General features: G+C 59.1%; 16 protein-coding genes. 6 read left to right on the top strand and 10 right to left on the bottom strand.

What is annotated here, in order from left to right; genetic code table 11:
• Window positions 1-92: 92 nt before the first annotated feature.
• Window positions 93-2,693, bottom strand: coding sequence for a bifunctional aconitate hydratase 2/2-methylisocitrate dehydratase (gene acnB / locus ABTV22_RS17270; protein ID WP_433741430.1), 2,601 nt, complete (start codon window positions 2,691-2,693; stop codon window positions 93-95).
• 456 nt (window positions 2,694-3,149) lie between these two features.
• Here acnB and ABTV22_RS17265 point away from each other — a divergent pair, with 456 nt between their 5' ends.
• Entirely contained in the window at window positions 3,150-3,620 is a 471-nt protein-coding gene (locus tag ABTV22_RS17265) for a DUF1289 domain-containing protein (protein WP_096510965.1), read from the top strand.
• An 84-nt stretch (window positions 3,621-3,704) separates the two neighbouring features.
• Here ABTV22_RS17265 and ABTV22_RS17260 read toward each other — a convergent pair whose 3' ends face one another.
• Window positions 3,705-4,568, bottom strand: coding sequence for a universal stress protein (locus ABTV22_RS17260; RefSeq protein ID WP_433735709.1), 864 nt, complete (start codon window positions 4,566-4,568; stop codon window positions 3,705-3,707).
• Window positions 4,569-4,730: 162 nt separating this feature from the next.
• On the opposite strand from ABTV22_RS17260, the gene ABTV22_RS17255 reads away from it, so the two are divergent.
• A complete protein-coding gene (locus ABTV22_RS17255) occupies window positions 4,731-5,348 on the top strand; it encodes a tRNA-(ms[2]io[6]A)-hydroxylase (RefSeq protein ID WP_433735708.1) in 618 nt (205 codons plus the stop codon).
• A 65-nt stretch (window positions 5,349-5,413) separates the two neighbouring features.
• Here ABTV22_RS17255 and ABTV22_RS17250 read toward each other — a convergent pair whose 3' ends face one another.
• The 6 genes from ABTV22_RS17250 to ABTV22_RS17225 form a co-directional block, all read right to left on the bottom strand.
• Entirely contained in the window at window positions 5,414-6,916 is a 1,503-nt protein-coding gene (locus ABTV22_RS17250; RefSeq protein WP_433735707.1) for a trypsin-like serine peptidase, read from the bottom strand.
• Between the two features lie 185 nt (window positions 6,917-7,101).
• Window positions 7,102-7,590, bottom strand: coding sequence for a GFA family protein (locus ABTV22_RS17245; RefSeq protein ID WP_433735706.1), 489 nt, complete (start codon window positions 7,588-7,590; stop codon window positions 7,102-7,104).
• A gap of 143 nt (window positions 7,591-7,733) precedes the next feature.
• Window positions 7,734-8,351, bottom strand: coding sequence for a DNA-3-methyladenine glycosylase family protein (locus ABTV22_RS17240; RefSeq protein ID WP_433735705.1), 618 nt, complete (start codon window positions 8,349-8,351; stop codon window positions 7,734-7,736).
• A 25-nt stretch (window positions 8,352-8,376) separates the two neighbouring features.
• Window positions 8,377-9,459: a bifunctional transcriptional activator/DNA repair enzyme AdaA gene (locus tag ABTV22_RS17235; protein ID WP_433735704.1), complete on the bottom strand. Its 1,083-nt coding sequence runs from the start codon at window positions 9,457-9,459 to the stop codon at window positions 8,377-8,379.
• A 160-nt stretch (window positions 9,460-9,619) separates the two neighbouring features.
• Window positions 9,620-10,240 (bottom strand): LysE family translocator, encoded by a 621-nt coding sequence (locus ABTV22_RS17230; protein ID WP_433735703.1) that lies wholly within the window; start codon window positions 10,238-10,240, stop codon window positions 9,620-9,622.
• Window positions 10,241-10,330: 90 nt separating this feature from the next.
• Entirely contained in the window at window positions 10,331-11,227 is an 897-nt protein-coding gene (locus ABTV22_RS17225) for a DMT family transporter (RefSeq protein ID WP_433735702.1), read from the bottom strand.
• An 88-nt stretch (window positions 11,228-11,315) separates the two neighbouring features.
• On the opposite strand from ABTV22_RS17225, the gene ABTV22_RS17220 reads away from it, so the two are divergent.
• Together ABTV22_RS17220 and ABTV22_RS17215 are read left to right on the top strand one after the other, a co-directional pair.
• Window positions 11,316-12,647 (top strand): PLP-dependent aminotransferase family protein, encoded by a 1,332-nt coding sequence (locus ABTV22_RS17220; RefSeq protein WP_433735701.1) that lies wholly within the window; start codon window positions 11,316-11,318, stop codon window positions 12,645-12,647.
• An 83-nt stretch (window positions 12,648-12,730) separates the two neighbouring features.
• Window positions 12,731-13,318 (top strand): LysE family translocator, encoded by a 588-nt coding sequence (locus ABTV22_RS17215; RefSeq protein ID WP_433735700.1) that lies wholly within the window; start codon window positions 12,731-12,733, stop codon window positions 13,316-13,318.
• Between the two features lie 163 nt (window positions 13,319-13,481).
• On the opposite strand, the gene ABTV22_RS17210 is transcribed toward ABTV22_RS17215, so the two are convergent.
• Both ABTV22_RS17210 and ABTV22_RS17205 read right to left on the bottom strand, forming a co-directional pair.
• A complete protein-coding gene (locus tag ABTV22_RS17210) occupies window positions 13,482-14,315 on the bottom strand; it encodes a helix-turn-helix domain-containing protein (RefSeq protein WP_433735699.1) in 834 nt (277 codons plus the stop codon).
• A gap of 33 nt (window positions 14,316-14,348) precedes the next feature.
• Window positions 14,349-14,852, bottom strand: a complete 504-nt coding sequence (locus tag ABTV22_RS17205; RefSeq protein WP_433735698.1) for a VOC family protein — start codon at window positions 14,850-14,852, stop codon at window positions 14,349-14,351.
• Between the two features lie 434 nt (window positions 14,853-15,286).
• Here ABTV22_RS17205 and ABTV22_RS17200 point away from each other — a divergent pair, with 434 nt between their 5' ends.
• Window positions 15,287-16,441 carry an NnrS family protein gene (locus tag ABTV22_RS17200; protein WP_433735697.1) on the top strand — a complete coding sequence of 385 codons (1,155 nt, stop codon included), beginning with the start codon at window positions 15,287-15,289 and terminating at the stop codon, window positions 16,439-16,441.
• A gap of 324 nt (window positions 16,442-16,765) precedes the next feature.
• On the top strand, window positions 16,766-17,221 hold the full coding sequence (locus tag ABTV22_RS17195) for a (2Fe-2S)-binding protein (RefSeq protein WP_433735696.1): 456 nt from the start codon (window positions 16,766-16,768) through the stop codon (window positions 17,219-17,221).
• Window positions 17,222-17,224 lie beyond the last annotated feature (3 nt).

Genomic DNA, 17,224 nt, shown 5'->3' with positions numbered 1-17,224 from the left:
AGCTTTGCTCCTACAGAAGTTTTGCTCTCACAGAGGCATAAAAAAACGCCGCTCATCTCACGATGGGCGGCGTTTTTCATTGCGTTGCTACGTTAGGCTTGAACGACCGGGATGTTGGCGTTCGCAGCAGCTTCACGGAACTCGGCGATCTGGTCGAAGGACAGGTAGCGGTAGACATCGGCCGCCATGCTGTCGATCTTGCCAGCGTATTCCATGTACTCCTCGACGGTCGGCAGGCGACCCAGGATGGAAGCCACGGACGCCAGCTCAGCCGAAGCCAGGTAGACGTTCGCGCCGTCACCCAGACGGTTCGGGAAGTTACGGGTCGACGTCGAGACCACAGTCGAGTTCGGCTCTACACGTGCCTGGTTACCCATGCACAGCGAGCAGCCTGGCATTTCCATGCGAGCGCCAGCCTTGCCGTAGATGCCGTAGTAGCCTTCTTCGGTCAGTTGGTGAGCGTCCATTTTGGTCGGCGGCGACAGCCACAGACGGGTTGGCAGCTGACCCTTGACCTGATCCAGCAGCTTACCGGCAGCACGGAAGTGACCGATGTTGGTCATGCACGAACCGATGAACACTTCGTCGATCTTCTCGCCAGCAACGCTGGAGAGCAGGCGAGCGTCGTCCGGGTCGTTCGGCGCGCAGAGCACAGGCTCCTTGACGTCGGCCAGGTCGATCTCGATGACTTCGGCGTATTCGGCGTCCTTGTCCGCTTCCAGCAGCTCAGGGTTGGCCAGCCAGGCTTCCATCGCTTGAGCGCGACGTTCCAGGGTCCGGGCATCGCCGTAGCCTTCGCCGATCATCCAGCGCAGCAGGGTGATGTTGGACTTCAGGTACTCGGCGATCGACTCTTTGGACAGCTTGATGGTGCAACCGGCAGCCGAACGTTCTGCCGAGGCGTCGGACAGTTCGAAAGCTTGCTCGACGGTCAGGGTTTCCAGACCTTCGATCTCCAGGATGCGGCCGGAGAAGGCGTTCTTCTTGCCTTTCTTCTCGACGGTCAGCAGGCCTTTCTGGATCGCGTAGTAAGGGATGGCATGAACCAGGTCACGCAGGGTGACGCCTGGTTGCAGTTTGCCCTTGAAGCGGACCAGGATCGATTCAGGCATGTCCAGCGGCATGACGCCGGTGGCAGCGGCGAACGCGACCAGACCGGAACCGGCCGGGAACGAGATACCGATCGGGAAACGGGTGTGGGAGTCACCACCGGTACCCACGGTGTCTGGCAGCAGCATGCGGTTCAGCCACGAGTGGATGATGCCGTCGCCCGGACGCAGGGACACGCCGCCACGGGTCATGATGAAGTCAGGCAGGGTGTGGTGGGTGGTCACGTCGATCGGCTTCGGATAGGCCGCGGTGTGGCAGAAGGACTGCATCACCAGGTCAGTCGAGAAGCCCAGGCATGCCAGGTCTTTCAGTTCGTCACGGGTCATAGGACCTGTGGTGTCCTGGGAGCCCACGGTGGTCATCTTCGGTTCGCAGTAAGTGCCCGGACGGATACCGGTCACGCCGCAAGCCTTGCCGACCATTTTCTGCGCCAGGGTGTAGCCCTTGGTGCTTTGAGCTGGGGCTTCAGGCTTCTTGAACAGGTCCGAAGGTGCCAGGCCCAGTTCGGCGCGAGCCTTCTCGGTCAGGCCACGGCCGATGATCAGCGGAATACGGCCGCCAGCACGTACTTCGTCCAGCAGGACCGGGGTCTTCATTTCGAAGGTGGTCAGGACTTCGTCGGTGCCGTGCTTGCAGACTTTGCCAGCATGCGGGTACAGGTCGATCACGTCGCCCATGTGCATGTTGGAAACGTCGAATTCGATTGGCAGTGCGCCAGCATCTTCCATGGTGTTGTAGAAGATCGGAGCGATCTTGCTGCCGAAGCAGAAACCGCCGGCACGCTTGTTCGGTACGTAAGGAACGTCGTCGCCGAAGAACCACAGCACCGAGTTGGTCGCCGATTTACGCGAAGAACCGGTACCGACCACGTCGCCCACGTAGGCGATCGGGAAGCCGGCGTTGCGCATTTCTTCGATCTGCTTCATCGGGCCGGTCTTGCCTTGCTCGTCCGGGACGATGCCGTCACGGGCCATTTTCAGCATGGCCAGGGCGTGCAGCGGGATGTCAGGACGGGACCAGGCATCTGGAGCAGGGGACAGGTCGTCGGTGTTGGTCTCGCCAGTCACCTTGAATACGCGCAGGCTGATCTTGTCGGCCAGCACCGGGCGCTTCACGAACCACTCGCCGTCAGCCCAGGATTGCAGTACGCCCTTGGCGTGAACGTTGCCGTTCTTGGCTTTTTCAGCGACGTCGTGGAAGGCATCGAACATCAGCAGGGTGTGCTTGAGTTCTTCGGCAGCAACGGGTGCCAGTTCGGCGTCGTCCAGCAGGTTGACCAACGTCACGATGTTGTAGCCGCCCTGCATGGTGCCGAGCAGTTCAACAGCGCGCTTCTTGTCGATCAGAGGGGATTTGGCTTCGCCTTTGGCGATGGCGGACAGGAAGCCGGCCTTGACGTAGGCTGCTTCGTCCACTCCAGGCGGTACGCGATTGGTGATCAGGTCAACGAGGAATGCTTCTTCGCCAGCCGGGGGATTTTTCAGCAGCTCGACCAGGCCTGCAGTTTGTTCGGCGTTTAGCGGCTGGGGAACGATACCCAGTGCTGCGCGCTCTTCGATATGTTTGCGGTAGGCTTCAAGCACAGTTATTACCCTCATCAGTGGTCCCAAATGGGTGTCCGGGACGCTCATCCCGAAATTGCCGTACTCATGCGCTGCATGGCGTTGTGAGCCACTTAGCCAGAATTACCGGCAATTCCTTACAGAAGCTGCTTTCAAAGTTTTACGCCTGCAGAACGGGAGCTGATGAGGGTTGGCGCTGGACTTTTCCCCGCTGGAAAAACCCCTCGCCAACACCGCTCTGAAGGAACGACTGTGCTCGTGACGCTTTGAAAACAGCTTCTAACGGACATTGGCGCCTAAAAAGGCAGGCTGATTCTACGGCAAAAAAAAATTAAAGGTAAGTCAGGTTTTATTGGACTTTGGTGGTGACGGTCGACAACTGGGCTTGATCGGAGGCCCTGAACTTTGAGGGGTGATCAATGCTGGACAAAGGGCTAACATACCGGCCTGTTTCGTTTTTTTGCGTTTTGCCTACCTATGCCCAATCAGACCATCAAGACGCCGTGCGTCGGCCTTTGCTCCACTGTTTACGGTGACTTGGTGTGCCGTGGCTGCAAGCGTTTCCACCATGAAGTGATTCACTGGAACGGTTACAACGAGGAGGAAAAGCGCGCGGTCTGGCTGCGACTCGAGCAGCTGTTGTCCCAGGTGATGGCAGCCAAGGTGGAAATCTTCGATGCCTCGTTGCTCAGAACCCAGCTGGAGCAGCGCAAGATCCGCTTCGTGCCGCATCAGTCGGCTTATTGCTGGGCTTATCAGTTGATCGCCCGTGGGGCACGGGTCATCAACAATCTGGAGGCTTACGGGATGGTATTGCTGCCGGAGTTCCGCGACTGGAACCTACCGGAACTGCGCGATGCCATCGATCGGGAGTTTTTCCTGCTCTCCGAGGCGCATTACCAGCGCTATATCGCACCCGGTTTCCTCAAGGATGCGTTTGGCGGGTAAAAAGATCGCAGCCTTCGGCAGCTCCTACAGGGGAGGGCATTCCAAGGTAGGAGCTGCCGAAGGCTGCGATTTTTTGATTTTCTCTCAATGCCTGCCAGCAATCTCCTCCAGATGATCCTCTATCTCCTGCGGCTTGAGCACCAGCACGTCGCTCTCCACCGCATCGAGCACCACTTCGGCCGTATTGCCGATCAACGTCCCTGAGATCCCGCTGCGCGCCACGGTGCCGATCACCGTCACGGCTGCCTGCAGCTTGTGCACCATGAACGGAATCAGCACATCCGCCGGGCCTTCGGCGATATGCAGGTGTTCATCGTCGATGTCGTATTCGGCCTGGAACGCCTGGCACTGTTCGCGATAGCGCGCCTCGATACTTTCCGAGAGCTGGAAGGTCGGGTCGGGCGACGACAACATCGGTGACGGGTGGGCGCTGATGACATGCAAATGGGCCCTGGCCAGGCTGGCGATGTCATAGCCGTAATCGATGATGGTGTTGTGCAGGTGGCGGTGTTCAGGGTCTGTATTACCCACGTCGATGGCGGCCAGAATTACTTTTTCTTTCCAGGAACCTGCGGTTTTGACCAGCAGCACCGGGGTCGGGCAATGGCGCAATAGTTTCCAGTCTTCGGGGGTCAACAACGCTTTTTTCAGCGCGCTGTCGGGGAAATGCTGCTTGATCACCAAGCCGCAGCCTTCGGCCTGCTGCACATCGACGATGGTTTCGTGCTGGCTCTTGTTCCATGCCTGTTCGGTCGTAATGCTGTAACCGTCCTCCAGCAAAGCAGCTTTGAGCACACTCAGCATCGCGCTGTGATCATGCTTGGGGTCGCACACCAGCAGATGTAAATGCGCCTGGGTGACACCGGCTATCAGTTTGGCCCGTTTAAGCGCCAGACTTTCAGAGTGTTCGGGTTCGATGACCACCAGAATGCTGCGGATGGCTTGCATGATCGGGATCTCCTGAAAATGAAAAAGCGTGGCGTTGCACAACTATAGTTGCTGCCTGCGGGCCCGAGTGTTGATACATATCAACGGTCGGCGGCTGGTGGTCTGCCGACAGGCCGGTATAATCGGCGCCCTTCGATTTGAACCCTATATTCCGTGGCCCCCATGATCCTTCCCGAAATTCACGAATTCCTTGGCTGTCGCACCCCCGATGGCTGGGTCCAGGCCGCGCTGGCCGATCAGGAAACCCTGCTGATCGACCACAAGAATTGCGAATTCAAGGCCGCCAGCACCGCGCTGAGCCTGATTGCTAAGTATCACTCCCATGTCGACCTGATCAACATGATGTCGCGCCTGGCCCGGGAAGAGCTGGTGCACCATGAACAAGTCATGCGCCTGATGAAAAAGCGCAAGATCGAGCTGCGCCAGTTGTCCGCCGGGCGTTACGCCTCGGGGCTGCGCAAAGTGGTGCGCAGCCACGAACCAGTGAAACTGGTGGATACCCTGGTGGTCGGCGCGTTCATCGAAGCTCGCAGTTGTGAACGCTTCGAGGCACTCGTGCCGCATCTGGACGAAGAGCTGGGCAAGTTCTATTTCGGCTTGCTCAAAAGTGAGGCCCGGCATTTTCAGGGGTATTTGAAACTGGCTTATCAGTACGGGAATGCCAAGGATATCGATCAGGTGATCGACAAGGTCCGTGCCTGCGAGCAGGAGTTGATTGAGTCGCCGGATGTGGAATTCCGCTTTCATAGCGGTGTGCCGGTGCAAGCGCCTGTTAACTGAATTCACGGGTGAAAAACCCCGTCAGCCCTGATCGGGCTGACGGGGTCCACAACATCAACCCGCCTTCAAGGCAGTGCGAGCAAGTCTGTTCGAATTTTCGAATAGCGATTGCTCAAGTCTCTGTTTCTACTACATAACGTCAGCGGAAGTTGTTCGGCTTTAAATTCTACAGTTTCGTAAGTGCCGATGTAGTCATCAATACTAACCTTGCTGCAATCGGTGTCTTTGGTGGGGCCGGCGAAATATAAGGTTTCTAAATGCACGGGGATCCGATAAAGCCATTTAACCTTGTAATTCCAGTCTGCTCCCAGCGTGATAGTTGGCTCTGGCATTTTAACCGGTGTTCTTGCTATTAGTTGGACGGGGGTGATCCATGCGTTTTTCATCATTGCAGCGTCTGGCCGCTGATCGGAGGACTCTACACCGACGACACAAAGATAATGCATACCCGGATCTCTGCTCAGAGGCGTTTCAATAACGGCCTCCGTTGCGTCGCCAGTGTCGCTGTAGTAATGGGGGGACTGGCATTCGAGCGCATCGCGCACTGTCTTGAACCGATAGTGAGGGGTGCTCAATGAAAATTGTGCATTCACAAGTGGATCGGGGCTGCTTGCATCTTTAGGCATGGCCACATATTGGGTGGGCCAGTACTTTAAACCGGTCAGCTTGAATGTGCTGTCGGTAGTGCAGGCATTTGAAATATTGGTGAATAGCCCTTCGCGAAAGCAACTGGAAAGCTTGTCTGTGGGATGTGAGTAATGTGTATCGACCGCCCAGGCGGGCTGTCCATTCGCTACTTCACATGGGGCGTTGGAAAAGCATTTTTCCTCGATCGTCGCACCATAGGTGCTTGTCGCCATAACAGCAAGAATCTGCCCGCTTTTCCTGTCGAGTACAGGGCTGCCGGAGGAGCCCGGCCGGATTTCCTTGCAACGATTTTTTAATGTTCCGTGAAAAACCCTATCACCTTCAACCAAGGTGGCCGCTGTTGGTTCCTGAGAACACGCCGCCATGCGCAGGCCTGACTCAGGCAACCATTCGGGAGCCCCGACAACTAATACATCGGTAGCAAGGCCCGTCCACTCGGGTGCCAGTCGCAACGGGGTAATGCCATCTTCGAGCAGAGTGGAAAGTGCAACATCCAGCTCCATGATTGCCAAGTCCGTATGATCGTAGTCTTTCCAGATGGTTTTCTTGATGCCGTAGCTTTTGTAAGTGTCTGGAGTATCGTTAAAGTAATTGAATTTGATAACTTCTTTGACAGAAGTGTCGCCCAGTGGGCCAGCCACTCGGCGCACGCAATGTGCGGCTGTTAGTAAGTAGGCCGGTCCCAATGTATTGTTATTGCTGTCGCGTGTATCCAGCAGGCTTGCAGTGCAACTTGGTGTTTCGTCCCAGAAGATTTTTCCGATGCCATTCCAATGTGTGTAGTCGTTGTTGCGATTCTTTAATAGTACCGAGTCGGCTTCATTGCTTGATCCCTCGCCGAGATCCTTTGCAAAAGTGTTTGCCGACAAAAAGAACGCTCCTGCCAGTAAGTATGAAGCAGCTATATGTGATTTACGCATAACCATTCCTTGGTTTGGTTTGTGTTGGAAGTTTTACGGTAAAAGGTTTTGCTGGGGTGGGCAACTTAACGGCTGGCAGTCTGTGGTCTTAAGGGTGTCAAAGTGTCTCGTGAAAGTTGACCCTCTGGATAAACATGATGCAACGGGATGTGGTAATTAAAAGATTTAAAACGCAGATTAAAAGGTTATCGACTCAGCCCTAGTTGCTCATGCCACTGGGCGATTGACTCTTCAGGATAACCGTCAAACTGTTTGTCGCCGGGCTTTACTTCGACTTCGACCCAAGGCGCTTTTGATCCGAGCAGCAAATGCGTGTGCTGCGGCGGCACTGGCAGTGGTGTGTCGATGGCCGAAGCAAACGGGTGAATCAACTCTGGCCATTCAGGGCTGAACAACCACAGGCCCGAGCCGCATAACGAGCAAAAATGCCGCTCGGCGTCGCTGCGATGGGCACGTTTCTCGCCTTCGCCCTTGAGCAGCGCGTGGTAAATCGCGACGTTCTTGCGCCCGCGTACTTTCAGGCTGTTGGCGTCGCCGGCGATATTGATCGCATAGCCGCCACCGCCCTGGGTCTTGCGACAGATCGAGCAATAGCAGCGCTGATAGGGGTAGGGGTGGGCGCTGGTCAGACTGAATGAAACCGCGCCGCAATGGCAGGAGCCTTCGAGATGCATGAGGGGCCTCCGGTGGCTGAAGTGATCCGGTTCAGCCTAGAAGATAGGTGGCGAGATTGCCGGCGCCTTCGCTTGACCACATTCTCACGGGCGAGTTCGGTCAAGTGTGGGAGCCGGCTTGCTCGCGAAGCAATCAACGCAGGCTATCGGGTGGGTACCCGCCACAAATACCACGCAGCCACCGTCCGATGAGGGCTCCAGTCCAACCCGATCTCGATCATCTGCTTGCGCGTCGGCTGCACCTCGAGCCCCTTCAGTCGCCGATACCCCTCGCGCACGCCAAAGTCATCGGCTGGCAAAATGTCGGGTCGCTCAAGGCTATAGATCAACAACATCTCCACCGTCCAGCGCCCGACGCCGCGCAGGGTGATCAAGCGTTCTATCAGCGCTTCATCGTCCATGCCCAGCGCTGTGGTGTAGTCCGGCACCACGCCGTCCAGCGTCGCTTGAGCGATTCCTTGGATGGTCGCGATCTTGCTCGCGGAAAAACCGCAAGCGCGCAGTTGGTCGAAGTCGGTGGCGACAATCTGTTCTGGCCGTGGAAACGAGACCGACGGGAACAACGCCAGCAAGCGCCCGACAATCGCATCGCCAGCCTTGGCGTGCAGTTGCTGGTAGGCAATCGCCCGGACCAGTGATTCGTAGGGATCGCGGGCAGCATGGGGTTGATGCAGGCACGGGCCGACTGCAGCGACGTGGCGCTGCCAGTCGTCATCCAGGGAAGCCAGGAATTGTGTGGCAGGCAAGTAAGGGTTGGACATCAAACATCCTTGAGGGCTGACGTGGTCAGAGGGCCAGTTGTTCGGTGATCTGAACTGCCACGTTTTCCAGGCGCAGTAGAAATGCCTTGCGCGGCTGGCCTCCAGCGTAGCCCGTCAGCGAGCCGTCGGCACCGATCACGCGATGGCAGGGCACGACGATCGCGAGGCGGTTGTGACCGTTGGCCAGGCCCACCGCGCGGCTGGCGCCAGGCTTGCCCAGCAGGCTGGCGATCGCACCGTAGGTGGTGGTCTGGCCGTAGGGGATTTTCTTCAGTTCGGCCCATACCTGGCACGAGAACTCGCTGCCGGGCATGTGCAAGGCAACGTTGAACTCGGTGAGTTTGCCGGCGAAATACGCTGCCAGTTCCTCTTCGATCTGCCGCAAGTGTCGGTTGTGCCCTGGCGCCACAGCATAGCCATGGCGGTTTTGCAGTACCTCGATTTCGCGGCTAAGCGACGATTGGTCGAGAAACTCCAGCAACACCAGCCCTCTGCGCTCTGCCATGGCGATCATCGGCCCAAGTGGCGTAGTCAGCCGGGTGAACAGCAAGGGCTCACTGTTGGCGGTGCGACCCGGCGTGATGTGGAAGGACTTTTGAAAGGCATCGCGAAAACCGCTCAGGGATTCATAGCCCGAGTCGAAGGCGACGCTGTCGATGGAGTCGCCTTGCTTGATGCCGTTCAGTGCCATGCCCAAGCGCCGGGTTCGCAGCCAGGCATGAAAGGTCATGCCGAAATGCTGCTTGAACCAACGGCGCAAAGTCAGTGGCTCGATGCCTTCAGCCTGCAGTTGGGCGTCAGTCCAGCGTTGTTCGGGGTCGGTGTCTACCAGGGTCAACAGCCTCTGCACCCAGGGCGGCGCAATGGCGGCAGCGCCCAAGGGTTTGCAGCGCAGGCAGGCACGATAACCCGCCGCCAGGCACTCGTCGGCATGGGCGAAGAACTCGACGTTTTCCGGTTTCGGGCTACGTGCGGTGCAACCGGGGCGGCAGAAAATCCCGGTGGTCTTGACCGCGGTAAAGAACACCCCCTCGTAGGAGGTGTCTCGCTCGAGCATGGCGCGGACCATCTCGGCGTGGGGCGGGAGCAGCGAGTGTTGTAGGTTCATGGACGCAGGATAGAACGGGGCTGGGGGTGCCTCCACCGGAAAATCGACAGGGAATTCAGCCTAAACCCATGTAGGAGCTGCCGAAGGCTGCGATCTTTTGACCTTAAAAAATTAAAAGATCGCAGCCTTCGGCAGCTCCTACATGGGTCGGCGAACCATTTCAGGTGCGCCGTGCCAACAACAGCACCGAGGCTGCGGCGGATAAAAGCCCCGCGCAGCAACGGTTGAACATCCGCTTGCCCGACGGCTTGGCGAACCAGCGGCGCATGTGCAGGCCCATGTAGGCATAGGCCGCGATGGCGATCCATTCCAGCACCAGGAACAGCGCCCCCAGCACGGCGAATTGCGGGGTGATGGCGCGGGTTGAGTCGACGAATTGCGGCAGGAATGCGGTGAAGATCAGGATCGCTTTCGGATTGCCCGCCGCCACCAGGAACTCCTGGCGAGCCAGCGCCAGCATGCCCACTGGCGCGCCGGTCACGATGTTTTCCACGCTGGGGTCGGCGCGCCACAGTTGCCAGGCGAGATAGAACAGGTACGCCGCTCCCAGGATTTTGATCCCGTAAAACAACAACTCGGACGTTTGCAGGACCACCGCCAGACCCGCCGAGGCGAGGGCGATCATCCCGGCAAACGCCAGCAAGCGGCCGACCCCGGCCAGGCATGCAGTGCGGTAGCCGTAGCGGGTCGAGTTGCTGACTGACAGCAGGTTGTTCGGGCCTGGCGCCATGTTCAGGGCGAAGCAGGCCGGCAGGAAAAGGGTGAGAGTGGCGAGGTCCATGGACGGGCTCCTGTAACGAGTAACGGATTGTGACACGGTGCCCGGTGGGATTGCCCCGTACAGTCATGGTTGCAAGCGCCATAGCAGTGGTCAGCGGGCAAATTTTTTCGCCCCGGCCACGCACGCAATCACGGCCACAGTCACCCCGAGCATACCCAGGCTGACGTGTTCGTGGAGCAGGGTCGCTGCCAATGCCAGGCCGAAAAACGGTTGCAGCAGTTGCAGCTGCCCGACAGCAGCAATGCCGCCCTGGGCCAGCCCGCGATACCAGAACACAAAACCGATCAGCATGCTGAACAGCGACACGTAAGCCAGGCTGAACCAGGCCGGTAAGCTGATTTGGCTGAACGACACCGGCATGCGCCACCAGGTCAGTATCGCCATGGCCGGCAGTGCCAGCACCAGCGCCCAGCAAATCACCTGCCAGCCTCCCAGCGTGCGGGACAGCTTCGCCCCTTCGGCATAACCCAGGCCACAAGCCAGGATCGCCAACAGCATCAGGATGTCACCTTGAGGTGAGGCGCTCAGGCCTTGGGCAATGGCGAAGCCAACCACCAACAGGCTGCCCAGCACCGAGAAGATCCAGAACACCGGCCGCGGGCGTTCACCGCCACGCAACACGCCGAATATAGCTGTCGCCAGCGGCAGCAGGCCGACGAACACGATGGAGTGTGCCGAGCTTACGTACTGCAACGCCAGCGCAGTCAGCAGCGGAAATCCCACCACCACGCCCAGGGCCACAATGGCCAGGGGCACCAGTTGATTACGCGCCGGGCGTTTTTCCTTGAACGCCAGCAGCAGGCACAACGCGAGCATTGCGGCGAGGGTCGCACGGGCCACGGTGAGGAATACCGGGTCGAACTCCAGCACAGCCACTCGCGTCGCGGGCAGTGAGCCGCTGAAGATCACCACACCGATCAGGCCATTGATCCAGCCGCTGGTGCTGCTGTCCAGCGTCTGGTTTTGCAGGTTCGAGGTCCGTTCCATTTCGTCCACGCTCGTTGTTGGGTTGCATAAAACCCATCCTATGGCTGACTATCAGTACAATCAAAAAATTGTCATGGATACATCTCCCATGCCTCGTTCACGCTACAAATCCCTGGTGGATGCCTTCGCCGCCGACATTCGTTCCGGGCGACTCTCACCCGGTACACGCCTACCGACCCACCGCCAGTTGGCCAGTGAGCATGGGCTGGCGCTGGTGACCGCCAGCCGGGTGTATGCCGAGCTTGAGGGGATGGGCCTGATCAGCGGCGAAACCGGACGCGGAACCTTTGTCAGGGAGACTTCGCTGCCGCCCGGTCAAGGCATTTCGCAGTCCGTGGTGGCGGCGGGCATGATTGATCTCAATTTCAACTATCCGTCGCTGCCCGGTCAGGCCGATCTGTTGCGCAGTGCCCTGCGCCAGCTCGCGTTGTCCGGCGACCTTGAATCCCTTTTGCGCTACCAGCCCCACGCCGGGCGCCTGCATGAGCGGGCATCGGTTGCGCGCCATCTGGGTGAGCGCGGATTGAAGGTGTCGGCCGAACAAGTGTTGATCGTCAGCGGCGCCCAGCATGGCCTGGCGGTGGCCATGATGACGCTGCTTAAGCCTGGTGACGTGATCGTCGCCGATGCCTTGACCTATCCCGGTTTCAAGACCCTGGCCGAAACGCTGCACCTGGAGGTCTTGCCCATTCCTGTCACCGACACCGGGCCGGATTTGCCGGCCCTGGAGAAACTCTGCCGCAGCCGTCCAGTGCGCGCCGTCTATGCGATGCCGACCTTGCACAATCCGCTGGGCTGGGTGATGGATGCCGATCAGCGCGAGCGCCTGGTGGCCATTGCGCGCCAGCATGACTTGATGATTATCGAAGACGCCGCCTACGCCTTCCTGGCCGAAGACCCGCCACCGCCCCTGGCTGAAATGGCACCGGAAAGAACGGTGTACGTTTCCGGTTTCTCGAAAAATATCGCCACCGGGTTGCGAGTCGGCTTTGTGGCGGCGCCCACGCAATGGGTCGCAGGATTTGAACGCACAATCATGGCGACCACCTGGAACACCCCAGGGGTGATGACCGCCCTGGCCACGGCCTGGCTCGACGACGGCACGGTCATGAAGCTCGAAGCGCAAAAACGCGCGGACGCTCAGGCCCGGCAAACCTTGGCGCGCGGGATGTTGACCGGGCTCAAGACCCTCAGCCACCCGTCTTCGTACTTCATTTGGTTGCCTTTGACTGAAGACGCCCGGGCCGACCGGATTGCCATGGCATTGATGCGCGAGCAGGTGTCGGTGTCGCCAGCAGAGCCCTTTGCGATCACCCCCCATGTGCCGCACGCCATACGTTTGGCCCTGGGCTCGGTGGACATGGATGCGTTGCGCCAGGCGTTGGTGAAAGTGAAGAGGGTGGTCGGCTATTACTCATAGGTTGCCCAGGGCAGTTTTCTTCAATACGCACACCCGCCGGCTCTTTACCTTGAGGCCTGGTTCAACTGAGAAGAAGGTGTGCGATGAGTCTGATGATGTCCATGGCGGCGTTTGCGCTGGTCGCTTCGATAACGCCGGGTCCGGTGAACATCGTGGCGCTGAGTTCGGGAGCGCGTTTCGGTTTTCGCGCCAGTCAACGGCATGTGGCCGGGGCGACTTTGGGATTTGTGTTGCTGCTGGTGCTGATGGGGTTGGGCTTGCATGAGTTGTTGCAACGCTGGCCGGCCATGACGCAAGGCGTGCAGTGGGCGGGTATGGCGTTTTTGTTGTACATGGCGTTCAAGCTGGCGGCCGATAACGGGCAGTTGGAGGCAAACGACTCGGGACGCGCGCCGTCGATGCTGTACGGCGCGGTGATGCAGTGGCTCAACCCGAAAGCCTGGCTGGCCTGTGTGGCCGGCATGGGGGCGTTCGTCGCCGATGGCGAGGCGCGGCTGGTGTGGCAGTTTGCGGCGGTGTACCTGGTGATCTGTTACCTGTCAGTCGGCTGTTGGGCGTACGCCGGGACCTTTTTGCGCGGCTACCTGAACAACCCGGCGGGGATGCGCTGGTTCAACCGGGCGATGGCGTTGTTGTTGGCGGGGAGTGCGGTTTATTTGCTGCTGCCGTAGACACCTGTGGCGAATGTTCTTTGTGGCGAGGGGATTTATCCCCGCCCGGCGGCGAAGCCGTCGCAATACCTGAATGCAAGGTTTTTTTGGAGGAATGCTGGGTGCCGCTTCGCAGCCCAACGGGGATAAATCCCCTGGCCACAAAAGCCCCTGTGTACAGGTTTCATCCGCGATACTGCCCCGGCGTCGCCGCCAGGTGCTGTTTGAACGCGCGCTGAAAATGCGCCTGATCGGAAAATCCCGCTTCCAGGGCCACGTCGGCAATCAGCTTGCCATTGCGCAATTGATCCCGGGCGAACTGGATGCGCTGGTTGACCACGAAGGCATGGGGCGTCATGCCGTAACGTTGCTTGAAGGCGCGGATCAGGTAAGACGGCGACAGTTGCGCCGCCTCGCAAATGTCTTCGAGCTTGAGCAGTTGTGTGCAGTGATCGCGGATGAATTCGGCGGCGCGTTCGAGCTTGAAGTTGGGTTCGCGCAGGGGTTGATCGACCGGGTTCAGTCGAAGCTGCACGTCGGTGAAAAATTCCACCGCCGCACTGTGCTTGCGCAGTACGTCCTGCTCTCGATCGACCAGTACGTCATACAGCGCCTTGAGTCCGTGGAACAGCTCGACATCCGCCGTGTGCGTAACAGTAAACCGGCGAAACGCCGACTCGTTGCTCAAGCCCAGTTGATGCTGCAAATCGCTGAGCCACGGGGTGTCGACATACAGCATCAGGTACGACCAGGGCTGGTCATCGATCGGATTGCAGGCATGGACGTCGCCAGGGTTCATCAGCACCACGGTGCCGGTGCTGACCTCGAATTGTGATTGCTCGTGCACATAGGTACTGCGCCCGGCGGTAATTGCGCCGATGGAAAAGTGCGCGTGGGAGTGCCGGGTGTAGCAGACCTCGCGCCCGTCGGCGATGGCGCGGGCCTCGATGAAGGGCAGGGCGTCATCGCGCCAGAAGCGCGGGGCCTTGTCGGCGTCCTTGGGCTTGGAGAGCTTCATGGTCAATCCTCGGCAAATCAGCCTCGGAGTGTATTAGCTCTCGCCGTTAAAGGCTCGTTGCAGCTCGGCAATGTTGAGTTTTTTCATCTGCATCATCGCCGCCATGGCGCGCTGGGATTTGCTGGTGTCGGGGTCTTTGAGCATGTCCATCATCGCAATCGGCACGATCTGCCACGACACACCGAACTTGTCCTTGAGCCAGCCACATTGCTGCGCCTCGACCGGCCCGCCGTCGGACAGCCGTCCCCAGAAGTGGTCGACCTCTTCCTGGGTCTGGCAGTTGACCTGAAAGGAGATCGCTTCATTGAACTTGAAATGCGGTCCGCCGTTGAGGGCCGTGAAGGTCTGCCCGTCGAGTTCAAAACTGACCGTCAGCACCGAGCCTGCTTCGTGGCCGTGGATTTCCTGGCCGGCCTTGCCGTAGTGAGTGAGGGCAGTGATTTTGGCATGATCGAAAATCGCGCAATAGAACTTCGCGGCCTCTTCAGCCTGACCGTCGAACCACAGGCAGGGTGTGAGTTTTTGAGGATGAAGCATGGCGGGTCTCCCTGGCAGGTTTTTTTGCATGCTGGACTATCAGCGTAGCCAGCCTGCGCTTGCCCGGTTGTGCCGTAGATCGCCAAATGCGCATAAAACGGCTCAAGCCTGGCTCCCTGTGGCGGTCTCGGGTTTTTCGCGAGCAGGCTCGCTCCTACAGGGTGGGTGATAGTCAATATGACTTGTTGAGTAGTCCTAAAGACTCTGCTTGGTTGGAGTCTTTTTGACATTGTTGATCTCAATGGATTGATTTCTATTGGATAAATAGCTGGCACAAGATTTGAGTGCCCAACGTACAACTGAACGGCAACAGGCGTACGCAAGATGCTCCATTTCCTCGGCAACCCTCAGAATGCTCTGCATCCGTCCAGCGGTGTCACCCGCTTGCTGCCTCGGCATCGCTTTAGCCGACCACTGAAAGGGACGCTGGCCTGATGCGCAAATTGATCGCAGCACCTGTCTTCAGTCTTGGATTTCGCCCGTTCTTTTTGGCCGGGGCGACCTTCGCTGCGCTGGCCGTGGCGATCTGGTCTCTGTGGTTGTATGGCCGTTTGCCGGGGACGCAACCGGTGGGCGGTATGCTGGCCTGGCATCGACACGAAATGCCGTTCGGATTTGCCGCCGCCATCATCGCCGGATTCTTGCTGACCGCCGTGCCGAACTGGACCGGTCGACCGGGGCTCAAGGGCGGGCCGTTGATCGGGCTGGTGCTGGTCTGGCTGCTGGCGCGATTGGCCTGGTTGATGCCGATTCCACCCACACTTTTGCTGATTTCGCAGATACCTTTTCTGCCGTTGCTGGCCATCGTGCTGGGGCGTGATCTGGTGGCGGCGGGCAAGCGCGACAACTATCCGATTCTATTGATGGTCATGCTCTTGGCTGGGTGCCAGGCGATGACGTTGTGGGGCCTCTCGATGGATGATGCGGGCCTGCAACGGCGGGGCGTGCTGGCCGCGCTGTGGCTGGTGGGCGCACTGATGAGCGTGATTGGCGGGCGTGTGATTCCATTCTTCATCCAGCGCGGCTTGAATCGCCCGGCACAACCGGCAGCCAGCCCATGGCCGACCCGAATCCTGTTGGCGAGTGGTTTGTTTGCCGCGCTGACATTTGCCCTCGGGCTGCAAGATGTTCCTGCGCTGTGGCTGGCGGCGTTGTTTGTGCTGATGGGCGCGCTGCACCTGATACGCCTGTGGCGCTGGCACGACCGGGGCCTGTGGCGCGTGCCGCTGCTGTGGTCGCTGTACCTGTCTTACGTCTGGCTGGTGGTGGCGGTGTTCGCCATGGCGTTGTGGCACGCAGGTTGGCTGTCGCAACAGAGCCTGGCCACCCATTCACTGGCGGTGGGCGGTGCGGGTGGATTGATCCTGGCGATGATCGCTCGGGTCAGCCTCGGTCATACCGGGCGTCCGTTGCAGCCCTCTAAAGCCATCATCCTGGGCTTTGCCCTTGTGCTGTTGGCGGGGTTGTCGCGGGTGTTGCTGGTGCCGTTTTCCGGGCTGGGGCTGGGGGTGTCTGCGCTGCTCTGGTGTGCTGCGTTCGGGCTGTTTCTATTGCGCTATACCGACAACCTGCTCAAACCGCGGGTATAAAACATCCCTGTAGGAGCTGCCGAAGGCTGCGATCTTTTGATTTTGTTTTTACAAGCAAGATCAAAAGATCGCAGCCTTCGGCAGCTCCTACAGGTGTTCGTGTAATCAAACCGGTATTGCGGCCCACGTGACCGGTGGTCGATAGAGTTCGGCCTGCGGGGCAAATTGGGCTTAGCTGTAGGAATAGCCCGAGGCGCGCGCACGTCGCTGTCCGTAGGAGCAAAGCTTGCTCGCGATAGCGGTGGATCAGTTGCCATCAATGTTGTTTGTGCCGACGCCATCGCGAGCAAGCTTTGCTCCTACAACGAACGGCGGACCTTCGCAATGCTGACCCTCAATATCAATGGCAAGGACCAGGAATTGGATGTCCCCGCGGACATGCCGTTGCTCTGGGTCCTGCGTGATGTCGCGCACTTGACCGGGACCAAGTTCGGCTGCGGCATGGCCCAATGCGGTGCCTGCACCGTGCACGTCGATGGCGCGCCACTACGTTCCTGCATCACGCCCGCCACCGCCGTGGCCCATGGGCAGAAAATCCTCACCATCGAAGGCCTTTCGGTTGACGGTTCTCATCCTGTGCAGAAAGCCTGGGCCGAACTCGATGTGGTCCAGTGCGGTTATTGCCAGTCCGGGCAGATCATGTCGGCGGCGGCCTTGTTGGCGAAAATCCCGCAGCCGACCGACAGCGACATCGATCAGGCACTGTCCGGCAACATCTGCCGCTGCGGCACCTACCCAAGAATCCGCGCCGCCGTCAAACGCGCCGCCCAATTGGGTTGATGG

Source organism: Pseudomonas putida (assembly GCF_050990305.1).
GTDB classification, from domain to species: domain Bacteria; phylum Pseudomonadota; class Gammaproteobacteria; order Pseudomonadales; family Pseudomonadaceae; genus Aquipseudomonas; species Aquipseudomonas putida_AH.
The sequence above is the reverse complement of the archived record's forward strand: the minus strand, read 5'-3'. Positions and strand labels throughout refer to the sequence as shown.

Excerpts from the sequence above, each read along its gene's own strand:
- ABTV22_RS17265 (WP_096510965.1), top strand. The coding sequence starts at position 3,150 with ATGCCCAATCAGACCATCAAGACGCCGTGCGTCGGCCTTTGCTCCACT.
- ABTV22_RS17260 (WP_433735709.1), bottom strand. The coding sequence starts at position 4,568 with ATGCAAGCCATCCGCAGCATTCTGGTGGTCATCGAACCCGAACACTCT.
- ABTV22_RS17255 (WP_433735708.1), top strand. The coding sequence starts at position 4,731 with ATGATCCTTCCCGAAATTCACGAATTCCTTGGCTGTCGCACCCCCGAT.
- ABTV22_RS17250 (WP_433735707.1), bottom strand. The coding sequence starts at position 6,916 with ATGCGTAAATCACATATAGCTGCTTCATACTTACTGGCAGGAGCGTTC.
- ABTV22_RS17245 (WP_433735706.1), bottom strand. The coding sequence starts at position 7,590 with ATGCATCTCGAAGGCTCCTGCCATTGCGGCGCGGTTTCATTCAGTCTG.
- ABTV22_RS17240 (WP_433735705.1), bottom strand. The coding sequence starts at position 8,351 with ATGTCCAACCCTTACTTGCCTGCCACACAATTCCTGGCTTCCCTGGAT.
- ABTV22_RS17235 (WP_433735704.1), bottom strand. The coding sequence starts at position 9,459 with ATGAACCTACAACACTCGCTGCTCCCGCCCCACGCCGAGATGGTCCGC.
- ABTV22_RS17230 (WP_433735703.1), bottom strand. The coding sequence starts at position 10,240 with ATGGACCTCGCCACTCTCACCCTTTTCCTGCCGGCCTGCTTCGCCCTG.
- ABTV22_RS17225 (WP_433735702.1), bottom strand. The coding sequence starts at position 11,227 with ATGGAACGGACCTCGAACCTGCAAAACCAGACGCTGGACAGCAGCACC.
- ABTV22_RS17220 (WP_433735701.1), top strand. The coding sequence starts at position 11,316 with ATGCCTCGTTCACGCTACAAATCCCTGGTGGATGCCTTCGCCGCCGAC.
- ABTV22_RS17215 (WP_433735700.1), top strand. The coding sequence starts at position 12,731 with ATGAGTCTGATGATGTCCATGGCGGCGTTTGCGCTGGTCGCTTCGATA.
- ABTV22_RS17210 (WP_433735699.1), bottom strand. The coding sequence starts at position 14,315 with ATGAAGCTCTCCAAGCCCAAGGACGCCGACAAGGCCCCGCGCTTCTGG.
- ABTV22_RS17205 (WP_433735698.1), bottom strand. The coding sequence starts at position 14,852 with ATGCTTCATCCTCAAAAACTCACACCCTGCCTGTGGTTCGACGGTCAG.
- ABTV22_RS17200 (WP_433735697.1), top strand. The coding sequence starts at position 15,287 with ATGCGCAAATTGATCGCAGCACCTGTCTTCAGTCTTGGATTTCGCCCG.
- ABTV22_RS17195 (WP_433735696.1), top strand. The coding sequence starts at position 16,766 with ATGCTGACCCTCAATATCAATGGCAAGGACCAGGAATTGGATGTCCCC.